This is a genomic window from Pseudomonas sp. LY-1, assembly GCF_053502595.1.
Map to the genome: position 1 here is coordinate 6,452,458 of NZ_CP094353.1, position 16,528 is coordinate 6,468,985.

A 16,528-nucleotide genomic window follows, 5' to 3' on the forward strand; every position below is an offset into this window, starting at 1 on the left:
CACCGCCATCGGGGGCAAGCCCCCTCCCACATTGGGTTCTCTATAGAGCTTGAGAGATCAGCGCCCGCCTCTTAACTCGGCGTTACGGATCGATATCTGCGTATTCAACGTCCAGAAGTCATACAGCACCCCCACCAGGAACAGGCCGCCGGTCAGCAGGTACAGCAGGCCGGTGATCCATTTGCCCTGGTACATCCGGTGTACACCGAACACCCCGAGAAACGCCAACAGAATCCAGGCCACGTTGTATTCGATCGGGCCGGCGGTAAAACGCAGGTCGGCTTCACGGTCCATCGCCGGAATCAGGAACAAGTCGATCAGCCAGCCGATCCCCAGCAAGCCCAACGTGAAAAACCAGATCGTCCCGGTGACGGGTTTGCCGTAATAGAAGCGATGCGCCCCGGTAAAACCAAAAATCCAGAGCAGGTAACCGATCACCTTGCTGTGGGTGTCTTGCTGCGAAACATCCTGTCGATAGGTGTTCATGGCGTACCTCTTTTGCTGCGATAGATAAATTTTTTCACTTTCTTTGTGACTTTTTTACATGCGCCCGACGTATGGCCGATGGTATCTTCGCTCCCCTGAAAGCCTGATGCCACCTGACTTGTGTAGGACAATTGCGGCGATTCGTCGCGTATTTCCTGAGTTTGCCCCCAAGGTTCAGTCGACAAACGGCCTGAGAACGACACAAAAAGCTGTTATAAAGTTGCGCGCAAACCCATAAGAGCCACGCCTAATGCGACCATTTTTCAAGACATGGCTAACCATTTGCCTATTAATGCCACTGGCCGCCCACGCCACCAATCGTGAGCAACGACTTCCTAACGTCAACGGTTTCACCCCTAAAGTCCACAGCACACCCAGCACGGCCAAATCCGTAAAGCCCACCGTCAGCCGCCCGACTAAACTGAGCAAGGCCCACGGTAAGGCAACACCCGGCCTGATGGCGGGTAACACCAAGCAAAGCAGCACCGTCCTCAGCCGCGCCGTGAATGTGCTCGGTACACCTTATCGTTGGGGCGGCAGCAGCCCAAGTAAAGGGTTCGACTGCAGCGGCCTGGTAAAATATGCATTCAACGACGTTGCCGCGGTGGATTTGCCACGCACCTCCAACGCCATGGCCGCCGGCCACGGGCAGAAGGTTGACCGCAAGGACTTGAAGCCGGGCGACCTGCTGTTCTTCAAATTGAAGAGCCGCCGGGTTAACCACGTTGCCATCTACCTGGGCAACGACCGCTTTATCCACGCACCGCGTCGCGGCAAGTCGGTCAGCATCGATACCCTGAAGAAGCCGTTCTGGGACAAGAACTACGTGATCGCCAAGCGGGTTCTGCCGAAAGAACAGAACAACCTGCGGATCGTCCAACGCTGATCTGAAGCTGGAATACAGTACCCATGTGGGAGGGGCTTGCCCCTCCCTCATTTGATTTCATTGCCCACAAAATCTCATATATCTGTCGGCACCCTCGCCTTCTCCCGCGCCGCCTCCCGGCTGATCACGCCCTGCGTGACCAAGGCCTTCAAGCGCATATCCAACGTCTGCATCCCCGATGCGCCACCGGTCTGAATCGCCGATACGATCTGCGCCACCTTGTCTTCGCGGATCAAATTGCGAATGGCAGGCGTACACAGCATGATTTCATGGGCCGCCACGCGCCCGCCGCCGATCTTCTTGACCAACACCTGGGACACCACCGCCTGCAGCGACTCCGAGAGCATCGAGCGGACCATCGGCTTTTCTCCCGCCGGAAACACGTCCACCAGGCGATCCACAGTCTTGGCCGCCGACGCGGTGTGCAGGGTGCCGAAGACCAGATGCCCGGTCTCAGCCGCCGTCAGCGCCAGGCGGATGGTGTCCAGGTCACGCAGTTCACCCACCAGGATCACATCCGGGTCTTGCCGCAGTGCCGAGCGCAAGGCCGCCGAAAAACTGTGGGTGTCGCGATGCACCTGGCGCTGGTTGATCAGGGCCCGGCAGGGCTGGTGGATGAATTCGATGGGGTCTTCCAAGGTGAGGATGTGCTGGCGCCGGTGCTGGTTGAGGTGATCGATCAGCGCCGCCAGGGTGGTCGACTTGCCCGAACCGGTGGGCCCGGTCACCAGCACCAGGCCGCGCGGCAGTTGGGCGATACGTTGGAACACCGCGCCCAACCCAAGGCTTTCCAGGCTCTGAACCTGGGCGGGGATGTTGCGAAACACCGCGCCCATGCCACGCGCCTGCTGGAACACATTCACCCGGAATCGCCCGACACCGGGCAGTTCGAAGGCGAAATCCGTTTCAAGAGATGTTTCGAAATCCTTTTGTTGGTAGCGGTTGAGCAAAGGGCTGAGCAAATCCGCCACGTGCGTGGGTGACAGCACTGGCCCATCCAGGGACCAGACCTCGCCATCCATCCGCAGCATCGGTGCGAGGCCGGCCGACAGGTGCAGGTCGGAGGCGCCCCGGCGCACGCTGTGCGTGAGTAATTCAGTGATATCCATAGGGCTTTCCATTTCCAGTAGAATGCCGCGGACTCCATATCCACGGGCGCATCTTGAATGTCGACGATAGCAGACAACATTGGCCAGGTTCGCCAGCGCATCCGCGCCGCAGCCGACGCCGTGCAACGTGACGCAAACAGCATCCACCTGCTGGCCGTGAGCAAGACCAAGCCCGCGCAAGCCGTGCGCGAAGCCTATGCCGCCGGGATGTGCGATTTCGGCGAAAACTACCTGCAGGAAGCCTTGGGCAAACAGGCCGAATTAACCGACCTGCCCTTGAGTTGGCACTTCATCGGCCCCATTCAATCGAACAAGACTCGCGCGATCGCCGAGAACTTCGCTTGGGTGCATTCCGTGGACCGCCTGAAAATCGCACAACGCCTGTCCGAACAACGCCCGGCCGACCTGGCCCCGTTGAACATCTGCATCCAGGTCAACGTCAGTGGCGAAGCCAGCAAGTCCGGCTGCACGCCCGCCGACCTGCCGGCGCTGGCCAACGCGATCAGCGCCCTGCCGCGCTTGAAGTTGCGCGGTTTGATGGCGATCCCTGAACCGACCGAAGACCGCGTCGCACAGGATGCAGCGTTCGCCGCCGTCCGCGACCTGCAAGCCAGTTTGAACCTGCCGCTCGACACACTTTCCATGGGCATGAGCCACGACCTCGAGTCGGCCATCGCCCAAGGCGCCACCTGGGTGCGGATCGGTACCGCCCTGTTTGGCGCCCGCGACTACGGTCAGCCGTGAAATGGCCGACTTCCCTCTGAATAAGGACCTGTCATGAGCAACACGCGTATTGCCTTTATCGGCGCCGGCAACATGGCGGCCAGCCTGATCGGCGGCCTGCGGGCCAAGGGCCTGCAAGCCCAACAGATCCGCGCCAGCGATCCGGGCGCCGAAACCCGCGCCCGCGTCAGCGCCGAACACGGTATCGACACCTTCGCCGACAACGCCGAGGCCATCCAGGGCGTCGACGTGATCGTGCTGGCGGTCAAGCCGCAAGCCATGAAAGCCGTATGCGAAAGCCTGCGCCCGAGCCTGCAGCCGCACCAGTTGGTGGTGTCCATCGCCGCCGGCATCACCTGCGCCAGCATGAACCGCTGGCTCGGCGCCCAGCCCATCGTGCGCTGCATGCCCAACACCCCGGCGCTGCTGCGCAAAGGCGTGAGCGGTTTGTATGCCACCGCCCAGGTGAGCGCCGAACAGCGCGACCAGGCCCAGGAACTGCTGTCCGCCGTGGGCATCGCCCTGTGGCTGGAACAGGAAGAGCAACTGGACGCGGTGACCGCCGTCTCCGGCAGCGGCCCGGCCTACTTCTTCCTGCTGATCGAAGCCATGACCGCCGCCGGCGTGAAACTGGGCCTGAGCCGGGACATCGCCGAGCAACTGGCCGCGCAAACCGCCCTGGGCGCCGCGCAGATGGCCGTGACCAGCGACGTGGATGCCGCCGAACTGCGCCGCCGCGTGACTTCCCCCGGCGGCACCACGCAAGCCGCCATTGAATCGTTCCAGGCCGGGGGCTTCGAAGCCCTGGTGGAAAAAGCACTGGGTGCCGCGGCACATCGTTCGGCCGAGATGGCCGAGCAACTGGGCAAATAGTCGTCCCCAACCTGCAACTGGACTAGATAGGAATCGAACATGCTCGGAATCAATGACGCTGCCATTTTCATCATCCAGACCCTGGGCAGCCTGTACCTGCTGATCGTGCTGATGCGCTTTATCCTGCAACTGGTGCGGGCGAACTTCTACAACCCGCTGTGCCAGTTCGTGGTGAAGGCCACCCAGCCGCTGCTCAAGCCCCTGCGCCGGGTGATCCCGAGCCTGTTCGGGCTGGACATGTCCTCGCTGGTGCTGGCGCTGCTGCTGCAGATCCTGCTGTTCGCGGTGATCCTGATGCTCAACGGCTACCAGGCCTTGACCCTGCTGCTGCTGCCATGGGCGCTGATCGGGGTTTTCTCGCTGTTTTTGAAGATCCTCTTCTGGTCGATGATCATCAGCGTGATCCTCTCGTGGGTCGCACCCGGCAGCCGCAGCCCTGGAGCCGAGCTGGTCGCGCAGATCACCGAACCGGTGCTGGCGCCGTTCCGCCGGTTGATCCCCAACCTGGGCGGTCTGGACATCTCGCCGATCTTCGCGTTTATCGCGATCCAGCTCCTGCAAAGCTGGGTGATCCCGCGCCTGGCGTTCTATGCGTTCATGCCCAAAGAGCTGTTCGGGTTGATCTGATTCAGCCCCGCTTGCGTGTCAGGGCCGGATAACCTCCGGCCTTTGCTTGCCGCTAGGGGCAGCGGTCTTTAGACTTACGCCTCATTTAAACGAGAGCAGGGTCGATGCCAGCTGCCTTCCCCCCCGATTCTGTTGGACTGGTCGTGCCCCAAATGGCGCACTTCAGCGAACCGCTGGCCCTGGCCTGCGGACGTTCGCTGCCAGCCTACGACCTGATCTATGAAACCTACGGCCAGTTGAACGCCACGGCGAGCAACGCCGTGCTGATCTGCCACGCCTTGTCCGGCCATCATCACGCCGCGGGCTTCCACAACGTCGACGAGCGCAAGCCCGGCTGGTGGGACAGCTGCATCGGCCCCGGCAAGCCCATCGATACCAACAAGTTCTTTGTGGTCAGCCTGAACAATCTCGGCGGCTGCAACGGCTCGACCGGCCCCAGCAGCCTCAACCCGGAAACCGGCAAGCCCTTCGGCGCGGACTTCCCGGTGCTGACCGTGGAAGACTGGGTCCACAGCCAGGCGCGTCTGGCCGACCGGCTGGGCATCCAGCAATGGGCCGCCGTGATCGGCGGCAGCCTCGGCGGCATGCAGGCCCTGCAGTGGACCATCACTTACCCCGATCGCGTGCGCCATTGCCTGGCCATCGCCTCGGCCCCCAAGTTGTCGGCGCAGAACATCGCCTTCAACGAAGTGGCGCGCCAGGCGATCCTGACCGACCCGGACTTCCACGGCGGTTCGTTCCAGGAAGCCGGCGTGATCCCCAAGCGCGGCTTGATGCTGGCGCGGATGGTTGGGCATATCACCTACCTGTCCGACGATTCCATGGGCGAGAAATTCGGCCGCGGCCTCAAGAGCGAGAAACTCAACTACGATTTCCACAGCGTCGAGTTCCAGGTGGAAAGCTACCTGCGTTATCAGGGCGAAGAGTTCTCCGGGCGGTTTGACGCCAACACCTACCTGCTGATGACCAAGGCCCTGGACTACTTCGACCCGGCCGCCAACTTCGACGACGACCTGGCGAAAACCTTCGAGGGCGCGTCGGCCAAGTTCTGCGTGATGTCGTTCACCACCGACTGGCGCTTCTCGCCGGCCCGCTCGCGGGAACTGGTGGATGCCTTGATGGCGGCGAAGAAAGACGTCTGCTACCTGGAAATCGATGCTCCGCAAGGCCACGACGCCTTCCTGATCCCGATTCCTCGTTATCTGCAGGCGTTCAGTAACTACATGAACCGCATAACTCTGTGAGAACGCCATGAGAGCCGACCTGGAAATCATCCAAGACTGGATACCCGCCGGCAGCCGCGTGCTCGACCTTGGCTGCGGCAATGGCGAACTGCTGAGCTGGCTGCGCGACAACAAGCAAGTCACCGGCTATGGCCTGGAAAACGACCCGGACAACATCGCCGAGTGCGTGGCCAAGGGCATCAACGTGATCGAGCAGGACCTGGACAAGGGCCTGGGCAACTTTGCTAGCAACAGCTTCGACGTCGTGGTGATGACCCAGGCCCTGCAGGCGGTGCATTACCCGGATCGCATCCTCGACGAAATGCTGCGTGTCGGCCGCCAGTGCATCATCACCTTCCCCAACTTCGGTCACTGGCGCTGCCGCTGGTACCTGGCCACCAAGGGCCGCATGCCGGTGTCGGATTTCCTGCCGTACACGTGGTACAACACGCCGAACATCCACTTTTGCACCTTCGAAGACTTCGAAGCCCTGTGTGGCGAGCGGGAAGCCAAGGTGATCAACCGCCTTGCCGTCGATCAACAGCACCGCCACGGCTGGGCGAGTAAACTATGGCCCAACCTGTTGGGTGAAATCGGGATTTACCGGGTCAGCAGCCCGGGCCTGACAGACCACAAGATCGCCGTCTAACTATTTTCGAGGAAGACGAATATGAGACGCCTGGCTGTATTTCTACTCACCGCGTGCCTGGGCGTCAGCGCCATGGCCGCCGATGCCATCGACAGTAAGCGCCAGAAGGAATTTGGCGATATCACCGTACACTACAACACCTTCACCTCCAGCTTCCTGCAACCCGATACGGCCCAGGCTGTCGGCGTGGTACGCAGCAAGAACAAGGGCTTGATCAACGTGACCGTGATCAAGGGCGTGACGCCCGTGGCCGCGCAAGTGACCGGCACGATCAAAGACCTGAGCGGCAGGAGCGAAATCCTGACGTTCAAGCAGATTACCGAAAAAGGTGCGATCTATTACCTCGCGCCCTACAACGTGCCGCAACAGGAAGTGCGGGTTTTCACCATCAACGTTGAAACCGGCGGCAAGGCCCATGGTTTCCAATTCAACCAGGAACTGTTTCCGGCGGACTGATGAACCTGACTCAACTCGTGCTGGCCAGCCATAACGCCGGCAAACTCAAAGAACTCCAGGCCATGCTCGGCGAGTCCGTGCAACTGCGCTCGATCGGCGAGTTCAGCCAGGTCGAGCCCGAAGAAACGGGCCTGTCGTTCGTCGAGAACGCCATCCTCAAGGCGCGCAATGCCGCGCGCCTGTCCGGCCTGCCGGCGCTGGCGGACGACTCGGGCCTGGCGGTGGACTTCCTCGGCGGCGCCCCCGGTATCTATTCGGCGCGCTATGCCGACGGCAAAGGCGACGCGGCGAACAACGCCAAGCTGCTCGATGTGCTCAAGGACGTGCCGGATGCCGAGCGTGGCGCGCAGTTCGTCTGCGTGCTGGCCCTGGTGCGACATGCCGACGATCCGTTGCCGATCCTCTGCGAAGGCCTGTGGCACGGGCGCATCCTGCATGCGGCCAGCGGCGCGCATGGGTTTGGCTACGACCCGCTGTTCTGGGTGCCGGAGCGCGATGTCTCCAGCGCCGAACTGAGCCCGGCCGACAAAAACCAGATCAGCCACCGCGCCCGCGCCATGGCTTTGCTGCGCCAGCGCCTGGGCTTGAAATGACCCAGAACACCTCCGCGCAGCCGCTGATCCACGGCGGCGCGCAAACACCACGGGCGGCCCTGCCCCATCTGCCGCCCCTGGCGCTGTACATCCACATCCCGTGGTGCGTGCGCAAATGCCCTTATTGCGACTTCAACTCCCACACCGCCAGCCCTGTGTTGCCGGAAGAAGAGTACGTCGATGCGCTGCTGGCCGACCTCGATCAGGACCTGCACGCGGTTTACGGCAGGGAACTGAGTTCGATCTTCTTCGGTGGCGGCACGCCGAGCCTGTTCAGTGCCGCCGCGCTGGGCCGCCTGCTCAAGGGCGTGGAAGCACGCATCCCGTTTACCGACGACATCGAGATCACCCTGGAAGCCAACCCGGGAACGTTCGAGCAAGAGAAGTTCGTGGCGTACCGCAAGCTGGGGATCAACCGCCTGTCCATCGGCATCCAGAGCTTCCAGCAGGAAAAACTCGCGGCCCTGGGCCGTATCCACAACGGCGATGAAGCCGTGCGTGCCGCCGGCATGGCGCGCCAGGCCGGGTTCGACAACTTCAACCTGGACCTGATGCATGGCTTGCCCGATCAGTCCTTGGACGACGCTCTGAGCGACCTGCGCCAGGCCATTGCGCTCAAACCGACCCATTTGTCGTGGTACCAACTGACCCTGGAGCCCAACACCGTATTCTGGAACCAGCCGCCGACGCTGCCGGAAGACGACACCCTGTGGGATATCCAGGAAGCTGGCCAGGCGCTGCTGGCCGAACACGGTTACGCGCAATATGAAGTCTCGGCCTATGCACAACCGGGGCGAGCGGCGCGACATAACCTCAACTACTGGAGCTTCGGCGACTTCATCGGCATCGGTGCCGGCGCCCATGGCAAGCTCAGCCACCCGGACGGGCGCATCGTCCGCACCTGGAAGACCCGCGCACCGAAGGACTACCTCAACCCGGCCAAAAGCTTCCTGGCCGGCACGAACGCGCTGACCAACGAAGAGCTGCCGTTCGAGTTCCTGATGAACGCCCTGCGCCTCACCGAAGGCGTCGACGCCAAGCTCTACGCCGAACGCACCGGGCTGGCGCTGGCAAGCCTCGCGCAAGGCCGCACCGAGGCAGAACAAAGTGGCTTAATGCAGGTCGAACCGTCACGCCTGGCGGCGACTGACCGCGGGCAACTCTTTCTCAATGACCTGTTGCAGAAGTTTTTGAGCTGATCGCTCTTAAGGAAATCGAATGGATTTGGTACTCGACCTGCTCGCCACCGTATCCCGCTGGAGCCGCAGCAACCTGTCGGAAATCTCCCTGGCCCTCGTCGGCTGCCTGTTGGTGCTGTTCGGCGCTGATATCAAAGGCTGGGTCGAAGCCCGCCTGGGCAGCATCGCCGGCGCCTTGCGCGTACCGTTGATGGCCCTGCTGTGCATGATCGGCAGCGGCGCCGCGCTGATCTACGCCACGCCGTGGATTGTGCGGGGGCTGAGCCAGTTCAACAACTACAGCCTGGCGCCGGTATTGGTGGTGGTGCTGGTATTGATCGGCGTCGTCGCCGACCGCCGCTGAATTTAAAGCCAGATACAAAACAATGTGGGAGGGGGCTTGCCCCCGATAGCAGAGTGTCAGTCAACCACTCTATGACTGACCCACCGCTATCGGGGGCAAGCCCCCTCCCACATTTTTTGGCCGCATTCCAAGTTACTGGCTGATCAGTCGACTTTCTCGAACTTCAAATCCCACACCCCATGCCCCAACCGCTCGCCGCGGCGTTCGAACTTGGTGATCGGGCGCTCGGCCGGGCGTGGTACGCATTTGCCGTCTTCGGCCAGGTTGCGGTAGCCAGGGGCGACGTTCATCACTTCCAGCATGTATTCCGCATAGGGTTCCCAGTCGGTGGCCATGTGCAAGATACCGCCGACTTTCAGCTTGCTGCGCACCAGCTCCGCGAAAGACGCCTGGACGATGCGGCGCTTGTGGTGACGGCTTTTGTGCCATGGATCGGGGAAAAACAGCATCAGGCGATCGAGGCTGTTGTCGGCGATGCAGCGGTTGAGCACTTCAATCGCGTCGCAGTCGTACACCCGCAGGTTGGTCAAACCCTGGGTCAGCACGCCATTGAGCAGCGCGCCGACACCCGGGCGATGGACTTCCACACCGATGAAATCCTGTTCCGGCGCGGCTGCGGCCATTTCCAGCAGGGAATGGCCCATGCCGAAGCCGATTTCCAGGGAGCGCGGGGCCGAACGGCCGAACACTTGGTCATAGTCCACCGGCGCGTCGGCCAGGGGCAGGACGAACAGCGGCGTGCCTTGCTCCAGGCCCTTTTGCTGGCCTTCGGTCATGCGACCGGCGCGCATCACAAAGCTCTTGATGCGGCGGTGCTTGGACTCGTCGCCCTGTTCCACGGTGTTCGGCGTTTCGTTTGATTCAGTCATCAATGGCTCTTACTTGATCAGACCATCCAGCGGCGAGGAGGCGCTGGCGTAGAGTTTTTTCGGCATGCGCCCGGCGAGGTAGGCCAGGCGGCCCGCGACGATGGCGTGTTTCATGGCTTCGGCCATCATGATCGGCTGTTGGGCATTGGCGATGGCCGAATTCATCAGCACCGCTTCGCAGCCCAGCTCCATGGCGATGGTCGCGTCGGAGGCAGTGCCCACGCCCGCATCCACCAGCACCGGGATCTTGGCTTCTTCGAGGATGATCTGCAGGTTGTACGGGTTGCAGATCCCAAGGCCAGTGCCGATCAGGCCGGCCAGCGGCATCACGGCGATGCAGCCGATTTCGGCCAGTTGGCGGGCGATGATCGGGTCATCACTGGTGTAGACCATCACGTCGAAGCCTTCCTTGACCAGGGTTTCGGCGGCCTTGAGGGTTTCGATCACGTTGGGGAACAGGGTTTTCTGGTCGGCCAGCACTTCCAGCTTCACCAGGTTGTGGCCGTCGAGCAGCTCACGGGCCAGGCGGCAGGTACGCACAGCTTCGATGGCGTCGTAGCAGCCGGCAGTGTTCGGCAGGATGGTGTAGCGGTCCGGCGGCAGGATATCCAGCAGGTTCGGTTCGCCCGGGTTCTGGCCGATGTTGGTGCGGCGCACGGCCACGGTCACGATCTCGGCGCCCGAGGCTTCGATGGCCAGGCGGGTTTCTTCCATATCGCGATACTTGCCGGTGCCTACCAGCAGACGGGACTGGTAGGTACGACCGGCCAGGACGAAGGGCTTGTCGCTACGAACGATGCTCATGGGAAATCCTCGAGGTGGGGTGAGGTTCTGCAGAATCCGGGGTGGCGCGCCTGGGCGCCGGACGACTAGCCGCCGCCGATGGCGTGGACCACTTCGACCTGGTCACCTTCGGTGAGCGCAGTCTCGACGTGTTGGCTACGCGGGACGATATCCTGGTTGAGCTCCACTGCGACGCGACGCCCGGTCAGGTCCAGACGGGTCAGCAGGGCCGCAACGGTTTCACCGTCGGGCAGTTCAAAGGGTTCGCCGTTCAACTGAATGCGCATGCCATGGGCCGCCATCGTTTTTAGGGGCAAGCATTCTAGCCCGATTGGCGTAGCTGGCCCAAGACCCTTTGATCAGCAGCGCGCTTCAGGCCGCCTGCTGCAAGCGCCACGCCGCCAGCCCCAGGAGGAACCAACCGAGCAGAAACGCCAGGCCACCGAACGGCGTGATGATGCCGAGCTTGCTGATGCCAGTCATCGTCAGCACGTACAGGCTGCCGGAGAACAGCAGGATGCCGACGACGAACGACACGCCCGCCCACGTGACCAGGCGGCCCGGCAGGTGCGCCGCGAGCAACGCCACGCCGAACAGCGCCAGGGTGTGGACCAGTTGGTAGGTCACGCCGGTATGGAAAATCGCCAGGTACTCGGCGCTCAGGCGGTTTTTCAAGCCGTGGGCAGCGAACGCACCGAGGGCGACACCGGTGAAGCCGAAAAAAGCAGCCAGCATCAGAAAGCCACGCAGCATGAGGAACTCCAGTCAGACTCATTGGGCAGGGTCTGTATAATGGCCCGCTCAACGGGTTCGGCCAAGCCATCTCTATGCTGCGTGTCCTCTTCAATCGTTTTCTCAAAGCCGTGAAATGGTTTGCCATCGGCAGCGTGTTGCTGGTGCTGCTGTTTCGTGTCGTACCGCCGCCGTTCACGGCGCTGATGGTGGAGCGCAAGATCGAATCCTGGTTTGACGGCGAACCGATTGACCTGCAGCGCACCTGGGTGCCGTGGGATGAGATCTCCAACGACCTCAAAGTGGCGGTGATGGCGGGTGAAGACCAGCGCTTCCCACAACATTGGGGCTTCGATTTCGGCGCGATCCAGGCGGCGCTCCTGCACAACGAGCGCGGCGGCTCGATCCGCGGCGCCAGTACGCTGAGCCAGCAGGTATCGAAGAACCTGTTCCTGTGGTCCGGCCGCAGTTATCTGCGCAAGGGCCTGGAGGCCTGGTTTACCGGGCTGATCGAGGTGCTGTGGCCCAAGCAGCGGATCCTTGAGGTGTACCTCAACAGCGTGGAATGGGATGAAGGGGTGTTCGGTGCGCAAGCGGCGGCGCAGCATCACTTCGGGGTGAGTGCCAAGGCGCTTTCTCGGCAGCAGGCCAGCTATCTGGCGGCGGTGTTACCCAATCCTCGGGTATGGAGCGCCAGCCATCCAACGGCCTATGTGGCACGGCGGGCGGCATGGATTCGCCAGCAGATGAGCCAACTGGGTGGGGATGGCTATCTGGTTGAGTTGAACAATTCGCGCAAGGCGCCTTGGTCCGACTGACACAACACAGAAATAAATGTGGGAGGGGGCTTGCCCCCGATAGCAATGGATCAGTCACCTTGATGTCGACTGACACTCAGCTATCGGGGGCAAGTCGAATCGTCGCACCGCCCCTCCCACAGTTTTAAGCGGCGATCGACAGCTTCAGCTTGTTCATCGCGCTTTTCTCAAGCTGACGAATCCGCTCGGCCGACACGTTGTACTTCTGCGCCAGGTCGTGCAGCGTGGCTTTTTCTTCGGCCAGCCAGCGCTGGTAGAGGATGTCACGGCTGCGGTCGTCCAGCACTTCCAGCGCTTCGTGCAGGTTGTGGTTGGAGTTGTCGCTCCAGTCGGCGTCTTCCAGTTGACGCGCCGGGTCGTACCGGTGGTCTTCCAGGTAGTTGGCCGGCGATTGGAAGGCGCTGTCGTCGTCCGCTTCGGCGGCCGGGTCGAAGGCCATGTCATGGCCGGTCAGGCGGCTTTCCATCTCGCGCACTTCACGCGGCTCCACACCGAGGCTTTCGGCCACGCGGTGGACTTCTTCGTTGTTCAGCCACGCCAGGCGTTTTTTCTGGCTGCGCAGGTTGAAGAACAGCTTGCGCTGGGCCTTGGTGGTCGCGACTTTCACGATGCGCCAGTTGCGCAGGATGAACTCGTGGATTTCCGCCTTGATCCAGTGAACGGCGAACGACACCAGGCGCACACCCATTTCCGGGTTGAAGCGCTTCACTGCCTTCATCAGGCCGACGTTGCCTTCCTGGATCAGGTCAGCCTGGGCCAGGCCGTAGCCGCTATAGCTACGGGCGATATGTACGACAAAACGCAGGTGGGCGAGCACCATCTGCCGAGCCGCCCCCAAATCCTGCTCATAGTAGAGACTCTCGGCCAGTTCACGCTCCTGCTCCGGTGTCAGCAATGGAATGCTGTTGACCGTGTGCACATAGGCCTCCAGGTTCGCACCCGGGACCAAGGCATAAACAGGTTGCAAAGAAGTGGTCATACGAAAAAACCTCCGACTCACATAACTCGTGCAGTTCAGCACTGCGAAAATTGACCGGGAACCGTAGGACAAGTTCCCTAAACCACTGATACGGTCAATACAAACGAAACCACATTAATCTGACATTAACTACTTCGGTGCCAGCTCACGTAAATGCCGTGCGACCGCAATCCACGCACCGATATACCCCAACAAGACCGCGCCAAGCAAGAGCGACAGACCATCGGCGACCGGCACCCCGGCCAATGCGAAATCACTGCCGTACAAGCCGGCCAGCCCGATGACCGCGTCGTTCAGCCAGTCCAGGCCGAACGCCAACAAGCCCCAGGACAAAATCCCCGCACCGAAGCCATAAAGCGCGCCCATGTACAGAAAAGGACGACGCACATAGCTGTCCGTGCCGCCGACCAGTTTAATCACTTCTATCTCGGTGCGACGGTTTTCAATATGAAGACGAATGGTATTACCTATCACCAAAAGTAATGCAGACACCAACAACACCGTCAGGCCGAACACAAAGCGGTCGCCCAGCTTGAGGATCGCCGCCAGGCGCTCTACCCAGACTAGATCAAGTTGCGCCTGTTGCACCTTGGGCATCTCTGCGAGTTTTTGTCGCAGGGCTTCCAGGGCCGGTTTGTCGACTTCATTCGGCGTCACCAGCACCACGCCCGGCAGCGGGTTCTGCGGCAGCTCCTTGAGCGCCTCGCCCAGGCCGGACTGTTGCTGGAATTCCTCGAGGGCCTGATCGCGGCTGATGTACTCGGCATCCGCCACCCCCGGCAGGTTCTTGATCTCTTCGCGCAGGGCCTCGCCGTCTTTGGCGCTGGCATCCAGGTTCAGGTACAGCGAAATCTGCGCGGCGCGCTGCCAGGAACCGCCCAGGCGCTCCACATTATTAAGCAGCAGCGACAAGCCCATGGGCAGGCTCAAGGCCACGGCCATCACCAGGCAGGTGAAAAAGCTGCCGATCGGCTGCTTGCCCAGGCGACGCAGGCTGTCGAGCAGGCTGGCACGATGGCTTTCGATCCAGGCACGCAGCAGCGTGGCGAAATCCGGGCCGTCGTCTTCGTCGTGTTTTTTCTTTTTCGGTTGCGGGTCGGCCGGTTTCGGCGCCACGCGCTCGGAAACCTTGGGGCTGCGTGTCGCACTCATACGCCAGCCTCCCCGTCGCCGATCAGGCGACCGCGTTGCAGGGTCAGCATGCGATGGCGCATGCGCGCGATCAGTGCCAGGTCGTGACTGGCGATCAGCACGCTGGTGCCCAGGCGGTTGATATCTTCGAACACGCCCATGATCTCGGCCGCCAGGCGCGGGTCGAGGTTACCGGTGGGTTCGTCCGCCAGCAGCAAGGCCGGGCGGTGGACGATGGCGCGGGCGATGCCGACGCGCTGTTGCTGGCCGGTGGACAGGTCGCCGGGGTAGAGGTCGGTCTTGTCCGACAACGCCACGCGCTCCAGCGCCGAGTCCACGCGCTTGATGATTTCGGCCTTGGACAGCCCAAGGATCTGCAACGGCAACGCAATGTTATTGAACACCGTGCGATCGAACAGCAACTGGTGGTTCTGGAACACCACGCCGATCTGGCGGCGCAGGAACGGAATCTGCGCATTGCTGATGGTGGCCAGATCCTGGCCGGCCAGCAGCAGCTTGCCGGTGGTCGGGCGTTCCATGGCCAGCAGCAGGCGCAACAGGGTACTTTTGCCGGCACCCGAATGGCCGGTGACAAACAAGAATTCGCCGCGACGCACTCGAAAACTCAGCTCATGCAAGCCGACATGCCCATTGGCATAGCGTTTACCGACCTGTTCGAATCGAATCATGAACGCTCCCGCTCGGCAAACAGTGCCTGGACAAAGGGTTCGGCTTCAAAGGTGCGCAGGTCGTCGATACCTTCACCGACGCCGATATACCGAATCGGCAACCCGAACTGCTTGGCCAGGGCGAAGATCACGCCGCCCTTGGCCGTGCCGTCGAGCTTAGTCAATGCCAGGCCGGTCAGTTGCACCGTCTGGTGGAATTGTTTGGCCTGGCTGATGGCGTTCTGGCCAGTACCGGCGTCGAGCACCAGCAAGACTTCGTGCGGAGCCTCGCCGTCGAGCTTACCGATCACGCGGCGCACTTTCTTCAGCTCTTCCATCAGGTTGTCTTTGGTGTGCAGGCGACCGGCGGTATCGGCGATCAGCACATCAATGTTGCGGGCCTTGGCGGCTTGCACGGCATCGAAGATCACCGAAGCGGAATCAGCGCCGGTGTGCTGGGCGATGACCGGGATCTTGTTGCGCTCGCCCCAGACCTGCAGTTGCTCGACGGCCGCGGCGCGGAAGGTGTCGCCGGCGGCGAGCATGACTTTCTTGCCTTCCAACTGCAGCTTCTTGGCCAGTTTGCCGATGGTGGTGGTCTTGCCGGCGCCGTTGACGCCGACTACCAGGATCACGAACGGCTTCTTCGGAGTAATCACCAACGGCGCTTCGACCGGCTTGAGCATCGCGGCCAGCTCGGCCTGCAGGGATTTGTACAGCGCATCGGCGTCGGTCAACTGCTTGCGCGCGACCTTCTGGGTCAGGCTCTGGATGATCACGGCGGTGGCTTCGACGCCCACGTCGGCGGTCAGCAGACGGGTTTCGATGTCTTCCAGCAGTTCGTCATCGATGGTCTTCCGGCCCAGGAACAGGCTGGCCATGCCTTCGCCGATGGTCGCGCTGGTTTTGCTCAGGCCTTGCTTGAGGCGGGCGAAGAACCCGGTTTTGCTCGGTTCGGCGGCAACCACGGGCGACGGCGCGATCACTGCGGGCGCCGCGGCCACAACAGGTGCGGGAGTCGGCTCGACCGCCACCGGCTCAACCTGCGGAATCGGCGGCGTCACATGCTCGGCCTGCACATCTTCGACCAATGCCACGGGCTCTTCGGCCACCGGCAGTGCCAGCCACGGTTTGTGCTCAGGCTCGGCTTGCGCCACCGGCGCGGTCGGTTCGGCGCCTACCAAGGGCTCAGGGGTCGGCTCAGATTGAACCTGCGGCTGTTCGACGACGGTTTCCTGCGGCTTTTTGCGCAGCCATCCGAACAGGCCTTTTTTCTCGCCAGCCGCAGCTGGACTCTTCTTGTCGTCGTTGGAACCAAACATGGAGGACGGCTATCTCAAGGTAGCGACGCGCCAAGGGCGCCTCGGTAAATAAAAATTCG

The 16,528-nt window shown here is 61.9% G+C and carries 21 protein-coding genes; 11 read left to right on the forward strand and 10 right to left on the reverse strand.

Annotated elements, in window-relative coordinates:
* Positions 1–57 precede the first annotated feature (57 nt).
* Entirely contained in the window at positions 58–486 is a 429-nt protein-coding gene (locus tag MOQ67_RS29735) for a TM2 domain-containing protein (RefSeq protein ID WP_017845004.1), read from the reverse strand.
* Between the two features lie 250 nt (positions 487–736).
* Here MOQ67_RS29735 and MOQ67_RS29740 point away from each other — a divergent pair, with 250 nt between their 5' ends.
* On the forward strand, positions 737–1,372 hold the full coding sequence (locus MOQ67_RS29740; RefSeq protein WP_046487813.1) for a C40 family peptidase: 636 nt from the start codon (positions 737–739) through the stop codon (positions 1,370–1,372).
* 74 nt (positions 1,373–1,446) lie between these two features.
* Here MOQ67_RS29740 and MOQ67_RS29745 read toward each other — a convergent pair whose 3' ends face one another.
* Positions 1,447–2,481 carry a type IV pilus twitching motility protein PilT gene (locus MOQ67_RS29745; RefSeq protein WP_448675758.1) on the reverse strand — a complete coding sequence of 345 codons (1,035 nt, stop codon included), beginning with the start codon at positions 2,479–2,481 and terminating at the stop codon, positions 1,447–1,449.
* Positions 2,482–2,538: 57 nt separating this feature from the next.
* On the opposite strand from MOQ67_RS29745, the gene MOQ67_RS29750 reads away from it, so the two are divergent.
* The 9 genes from MOQ67_RS29750 to MOQ67_RS29790 all read left to right on the forward strand — a co-directional run bounded on the left by MOQ67_RS29750 (position 2,539) and on the right by MOQ67_RS29790 (position 9,167).
* A complete protein-coding gene (locus tag MOQ67_RS29750; protein WP_448675759.1) occupies positions 2,539–3,225 on the forward strand; it encodes a YggS family pyridoxal phosphate-dependent enzyme in 687 nt (228 codons plus the stop codon).
* Between the two features lie 33 nt (positions 3,226–3,258).
* A complete protein-coding gene (gene proC, locus MOQ67_RS29755) occupies positions 3,259–4,077 on the forward strand; it encodes a pyrroline-5-carboxylate reductase (protein WP_017845008.1) in 819 nt (272 codons plus the stop codon).
* Positions 4,078–4,116: 39 nt separating this feature from the next.
* Positions 4,117–4,704: a YggT family protein gene (locus MOQ67_RS29760; protein ID WP_017845009.1), complete on the forward strand. Its 588-nt coding sequence runs from the start codon at positions 4,117–4,119 to the stop codon at positions 4,702–4,704.
* A 104-nt stretch (positions 4,705–4,808) separates the two neighbouring features.
* Positions 4,809–5,948, forward strand: a complete 1,140-nt coding sequence (gene metX, locus MOQ67_RS29765) for a homoserine O-succinyltransferase MetX (RefSeq protein ID WP_275958128.1) — start codon at positions 4,809–4,811, stop codon at positions 5,946–5,948.
* A gap of 7 nt (positions 5,949–5,955) precedes the next feature.
* Positions 5,956–6,576: a methionine biosynthesis protein MetW gene (gene metW / locus MOQ67_RS29770; RefSeq protein WP_017845011.1), complete on the forward strand. Its 621-nt coding sequence runs from the start codon at positions 5,956–5,958 to the stop codon at positions 6,574–6,576.
* Between the two features lie 21 nt (positions 6,577–6,597).
* Positions 6,598–7,032, forward strand: coding sequence for a DUF4426 domain-containing protein (locus MOQ67_RS29775; RefSeq protein ID WP_046381756.1), 435 nt, complete (start codon positions 6,598–6,600; stop codon positions 7,030–7,032).
* A complete protein-coding gene (rdgB, locus tag MOQ67_RS29780) occupies positions 7,029–7,625 on the forward strand; it encodes an RdgB/HAM1 family non-canonical purine NTP pyrophosphatase (RefSeq protein ID WP_026139793.1) in 597 nt (198 codons plus the stop codon). The genes MOQ67_RS29775 and rdgB overlap by 4 nt, the downstream gene beginning before the upstream one ends.
* Positions 7,622–8,824 (forward strand): radical SAM family heme chaperone HemW, encoded by a 1,203-nt coding sequence (gene hemW, locus MOQ67_RS29785; RefSeq protein WP_448675760.1) that lies wholly within the window; start codon positions 7,622–7,624, stop codon positions 8,822–8,824. The genes rdgB and hemW overlap by 4 nt, the downstream gene beginning before the upstream one ends.
* 19 nt (positions 8,825–8,843) lie before the next feature.
* Positions 8,844–9,167 carry a DUF3392 domain-containing protein gene (locus MOQ67_RS29790; RefSeq protein ID WP_003176691.1) on the forward strand — a complete coding sequence of 108 codons (324 nt, stop codon included), beginning with the start codon at positions 8,844–8,846 and terminating at the stop codon, positions 9,165–9,167.
* 143 nt (positions 9,168–9,310) lie between these two features.
* On the opposite strand, the gene trmB is transcribed toward MOQ67_RS29790, so the two are convergent.
* The 4 genes from trmB to MOQ67_RS29810 all read right to left on the reverse strand — a co-directional run bounded on the left by trmB (position 9,311) and on the right by MOQ67_RS29810 (position 11,572).
* On the reverse strand, positions 9,311–10,036 hold the full coding sequence (gene trmB, locus MOQ67_RS29795) for a tRNA (guanosine(46)-N7)-methyltransferase TrmB (RefSeq protein ID WP_017845015.1): 726 nt from the start codon (positions 10,034–10,036) through the stop codon (positions 9,311–9,313).
* Positions 10,037–10,045: 9 nt separating this feature from the next.
* On the reverse strand, positions 10,046–10,840 hold the full coding sequence (locus MOQ67_RS29800) for a thiazole synthase (protein WP_017845016.1): 795 nt from the start codon (positions 10,838–10,840) through the stop codon (positions 10,046–10,048).
* Between the two features lie 65 nt (positions 10,841–10,905).
* Positions 10,906–11,106: a sulfur carrier protein ThiS gene (thiS, locus tag MOQ67_RS29805; protein WP_008434168.1), complete on the reverse strand. Its 201-nt coding sequence runs from the start codon at positions 11,104–11,106 to the stop codon at positions 10,906–10,908.
* Between the two features lie 85 nt (positions 11,107–11,191).
* Positions 11,192–11,572: a DUF423 domain-containing protein gene (locus MOQ67_RS29810; RefSeq protein ID WP_017845018.1), complete on the reverse strand. Its 381-nt coding sequence runs from the start codon at positions 11,570–11,572 to the stop codon at positions 11,192–11,194.
* A gap of 74 nt (positions 11,573–11,646) precedes the next feature.
* Here MOQ67_RS29810 and mtgA point away from each other — a divergent pair, with 74 nt between their 5' ends.
* Complete coding sequence (mtgA, locus tag MOQ67_RS29815; RefSeq protein ID WP_017845019.1) at positions 11,647–12,369, forward strand: monofunctional biosynthetic peptidoglycan transglycosylase; 723 nt, start codon at positions 11,647–11,649, stop codon at positions 12,367–12,369.
* Between the two features lie 124 nt (positions 12,370–12,493).
* On the opposite strand, the gene rpoH is transcribed toward mtgA, so the two are convergent.
* From rpoH to ftsY, 4 genes are all read right to left on the reverse strand, one after another.
* On the reverse strand, positions 12,494–13,348 hold the full coding sequence (gene rpoH, locus MOQ67_RS29820; protein WP_017845020.1) for an RNA polymerase sigma factor RpoH: 855 nt from the start codon (positions 13,346–13,348) through the stop codon (positions 12,494–12,496).
* Between the two features lie 129 nt (positions 13,349–13,477).
* The gene (gene ftsX / locus MOQ67_RS29825; protein ID WP_017845021.1) at positions 13,478–14,500 is read right to left on the reverse strand and encodes a permease-like cell division protein FtsX; all 1,023 of its coding nucleotides are present in this window, start codon (positions 14,498–14,500) and stop codon (positions 13,478–13,480) included.
* Positions 14,497–15,168, reverse strand: coding sequence for a cell division ATP-binding protein FtsE (ftsE, locus tag MOQ67_RS29830; RefSeq protein WP_017476533.1), 672 nt, complete (start codon positions 15,166–15,168; stop codon positions 14,497–14,499). The genes ftsX and ftsE overlap by 4 nt, the downstream gene beginning before the upstream one ends.
* Positions 15,165–16,469 carry a signal recognition particle-docking protein FtsY gene (gene ftsY / locus MOQ67_RS29835; protein WP_079444873.1) on the reverse strand — a complete coding sequence of 435 codons (1,305 nt, stop codon included), beginning with the start codon at positions 16,467–16,469 and terminating at the stop codon, positions 15,165–15,167. The genes ftsE and ftsY overlap by 4 nt, the downstream gene beginning before the upstream one ends.
* Between the last annotated feature and the right edge of the window lie 59 nt (positions 16,470–16,528).

What these genes read in the sequence shown, in the direction of transcription:
- trmB (WP_017845015.1), bottom strand. Translation starts at nt 10,036, where the DNA reads ATGACTGAATCAAACGAAACGCCGAACACCGTGGAACAGGGCGACGAG.
- MOQ67_RS29790 (WP_003176691.1), top strand. Translation starts at nt 8,844, where the DNA reads ATGGATTTGGTACTCGACCTGCTCGCCACCGTATCCCGCTGGAGCCGC.
- rpoH (WP_017845020.1), bottom strand. Translation starts at nt 13,348, where the DNA reads ATGACCACTTCTTTGCAACCTGTTTATGCCTTGGTCCCGGGTGCGAAC.
- MOQ67_RS29750 (WP_448675759.1), top strand. Translation starts at nt 2,539, where the DNA reads ATGTCGACGATAGCAGACAACATTGGCCAGGTTCGCCAGCGCATCCGC.
- proC (WP_017845008.1), top strand. Translation starts at nt 3,259, where the DNA reads ATGAGCAACACGCGTATTGCCTTTATCGGCGCCGGCAACATGGCGGCC.
- ftsY (WP_079444873.1), bottom strand. Translation starts at nt 16,469, where the DNA reads ATGTTTGGTTCCAACGACGACAAGAAGAGTCCAGCTGCGGCTGGCGAG.
- thiS (WP_008434168.1), bottom strand. Translation starts at nt 11,106, where the DNA reads ATGCGCATTCAGTTGAACGGCGAACCCTTTGAACTGCCCGACGGTGAA.
- hemW (WP_448675760.1), top strand. Translation starts at nt 7,622, where the DNA reads ATGACCCAGAACACCTCCGCGCAGCCGCTGATCCACGGCGGCGCGCAA.
- metX (WP_275958128.1), top strand. Translation starts at nt 4,809, where the DNA reads ATGCCAGCTGCCTTCCCCCCCGATTCTGTTGGACTGGTCGTGCCCCAA.
- MOQ67_RS29735 (WP_017845004.1), bottom strand. Translation starts at nt 486, where the DNA reads ATGAACACCTATCGACAGGATGTTTCGCAGCAAGACACCCACAGCAAG.
- ftsX (WP_017845021.1), bottom strand. Translation starts at nt 14,500, where the DNA reads ATGAGTGCGACACGCAGCCCCAAGGTTTCCGAGCGCGTGGCGCCGAAA.
- MOQ67_RS29740 (WP_046487813.1), top strand. Translation starts at nt 737, where the DNA reads ATGCGACCATTTTTCAAGACATGGCTAACCATTTGCCTATTAATGCCA.
- ftsE (WP_017476533.1), bottom strand. Translation starts at nt 15,168, where the DNA reads ATGATTCGATTCGAACAGGTCGGTAAACGCTATGCCAATGGGCATGTC.
- MOQ67_RS29800 (WP_017845016.1), bottom strand. Translation starts at nt 10,840, where the DNA reads ATGAGCATCGTTCGTAGCGACAAGCCCTTCGTCCTGGCCGGTCGTACC.
- metW (WP_017845011.1), top strand. Translation starts at nt 5,956, where the DNA reads ATGAGAGCCGACCTGGAAATCATCCAAGACTGGATACCCGCCGGCAGC.
- MOQ67_RS29745 (WP_448675758.1), bottom strand. Translation starts at nt 2,481, where the DNA reads ATGGATATCACTGAATTACTCACGCACAGCGTGCGCCGGGGCGCCTCC.
- MOQ67_RS29775 (WP_046381756.1), top strand. Translation starts at nt 6,598, where the DNA reads ATGAGACGCCTGGCTGTATTTCTACTCACCGCGTGCCTGGGCGTCAGC.
- MOQ67_RS29810 (WP_017845018.1), bottom strand. Translation starts at nt 11,572, where the DNA reads ATGCTGCGTGGCTTTCTGATGCTGGCTGCTTTTTTCGGCTTCACCGGT.
- MOQ67_RS29760 (WP_017845009.1), top strand. Translation starts at nt 4,117, where the DNA reads ATGCTCGGAATCAATGACGCTGCCATTTTCATCATCCAGACCCTGGGC.
- mtgA (WP_017845019.1), top strand. Translation starts at nt 11,647, where the DNA reads ATGCTGCGTGTCCTCTTCAATCGTTTTCTCAAAGCCGTGAAATGGTTT.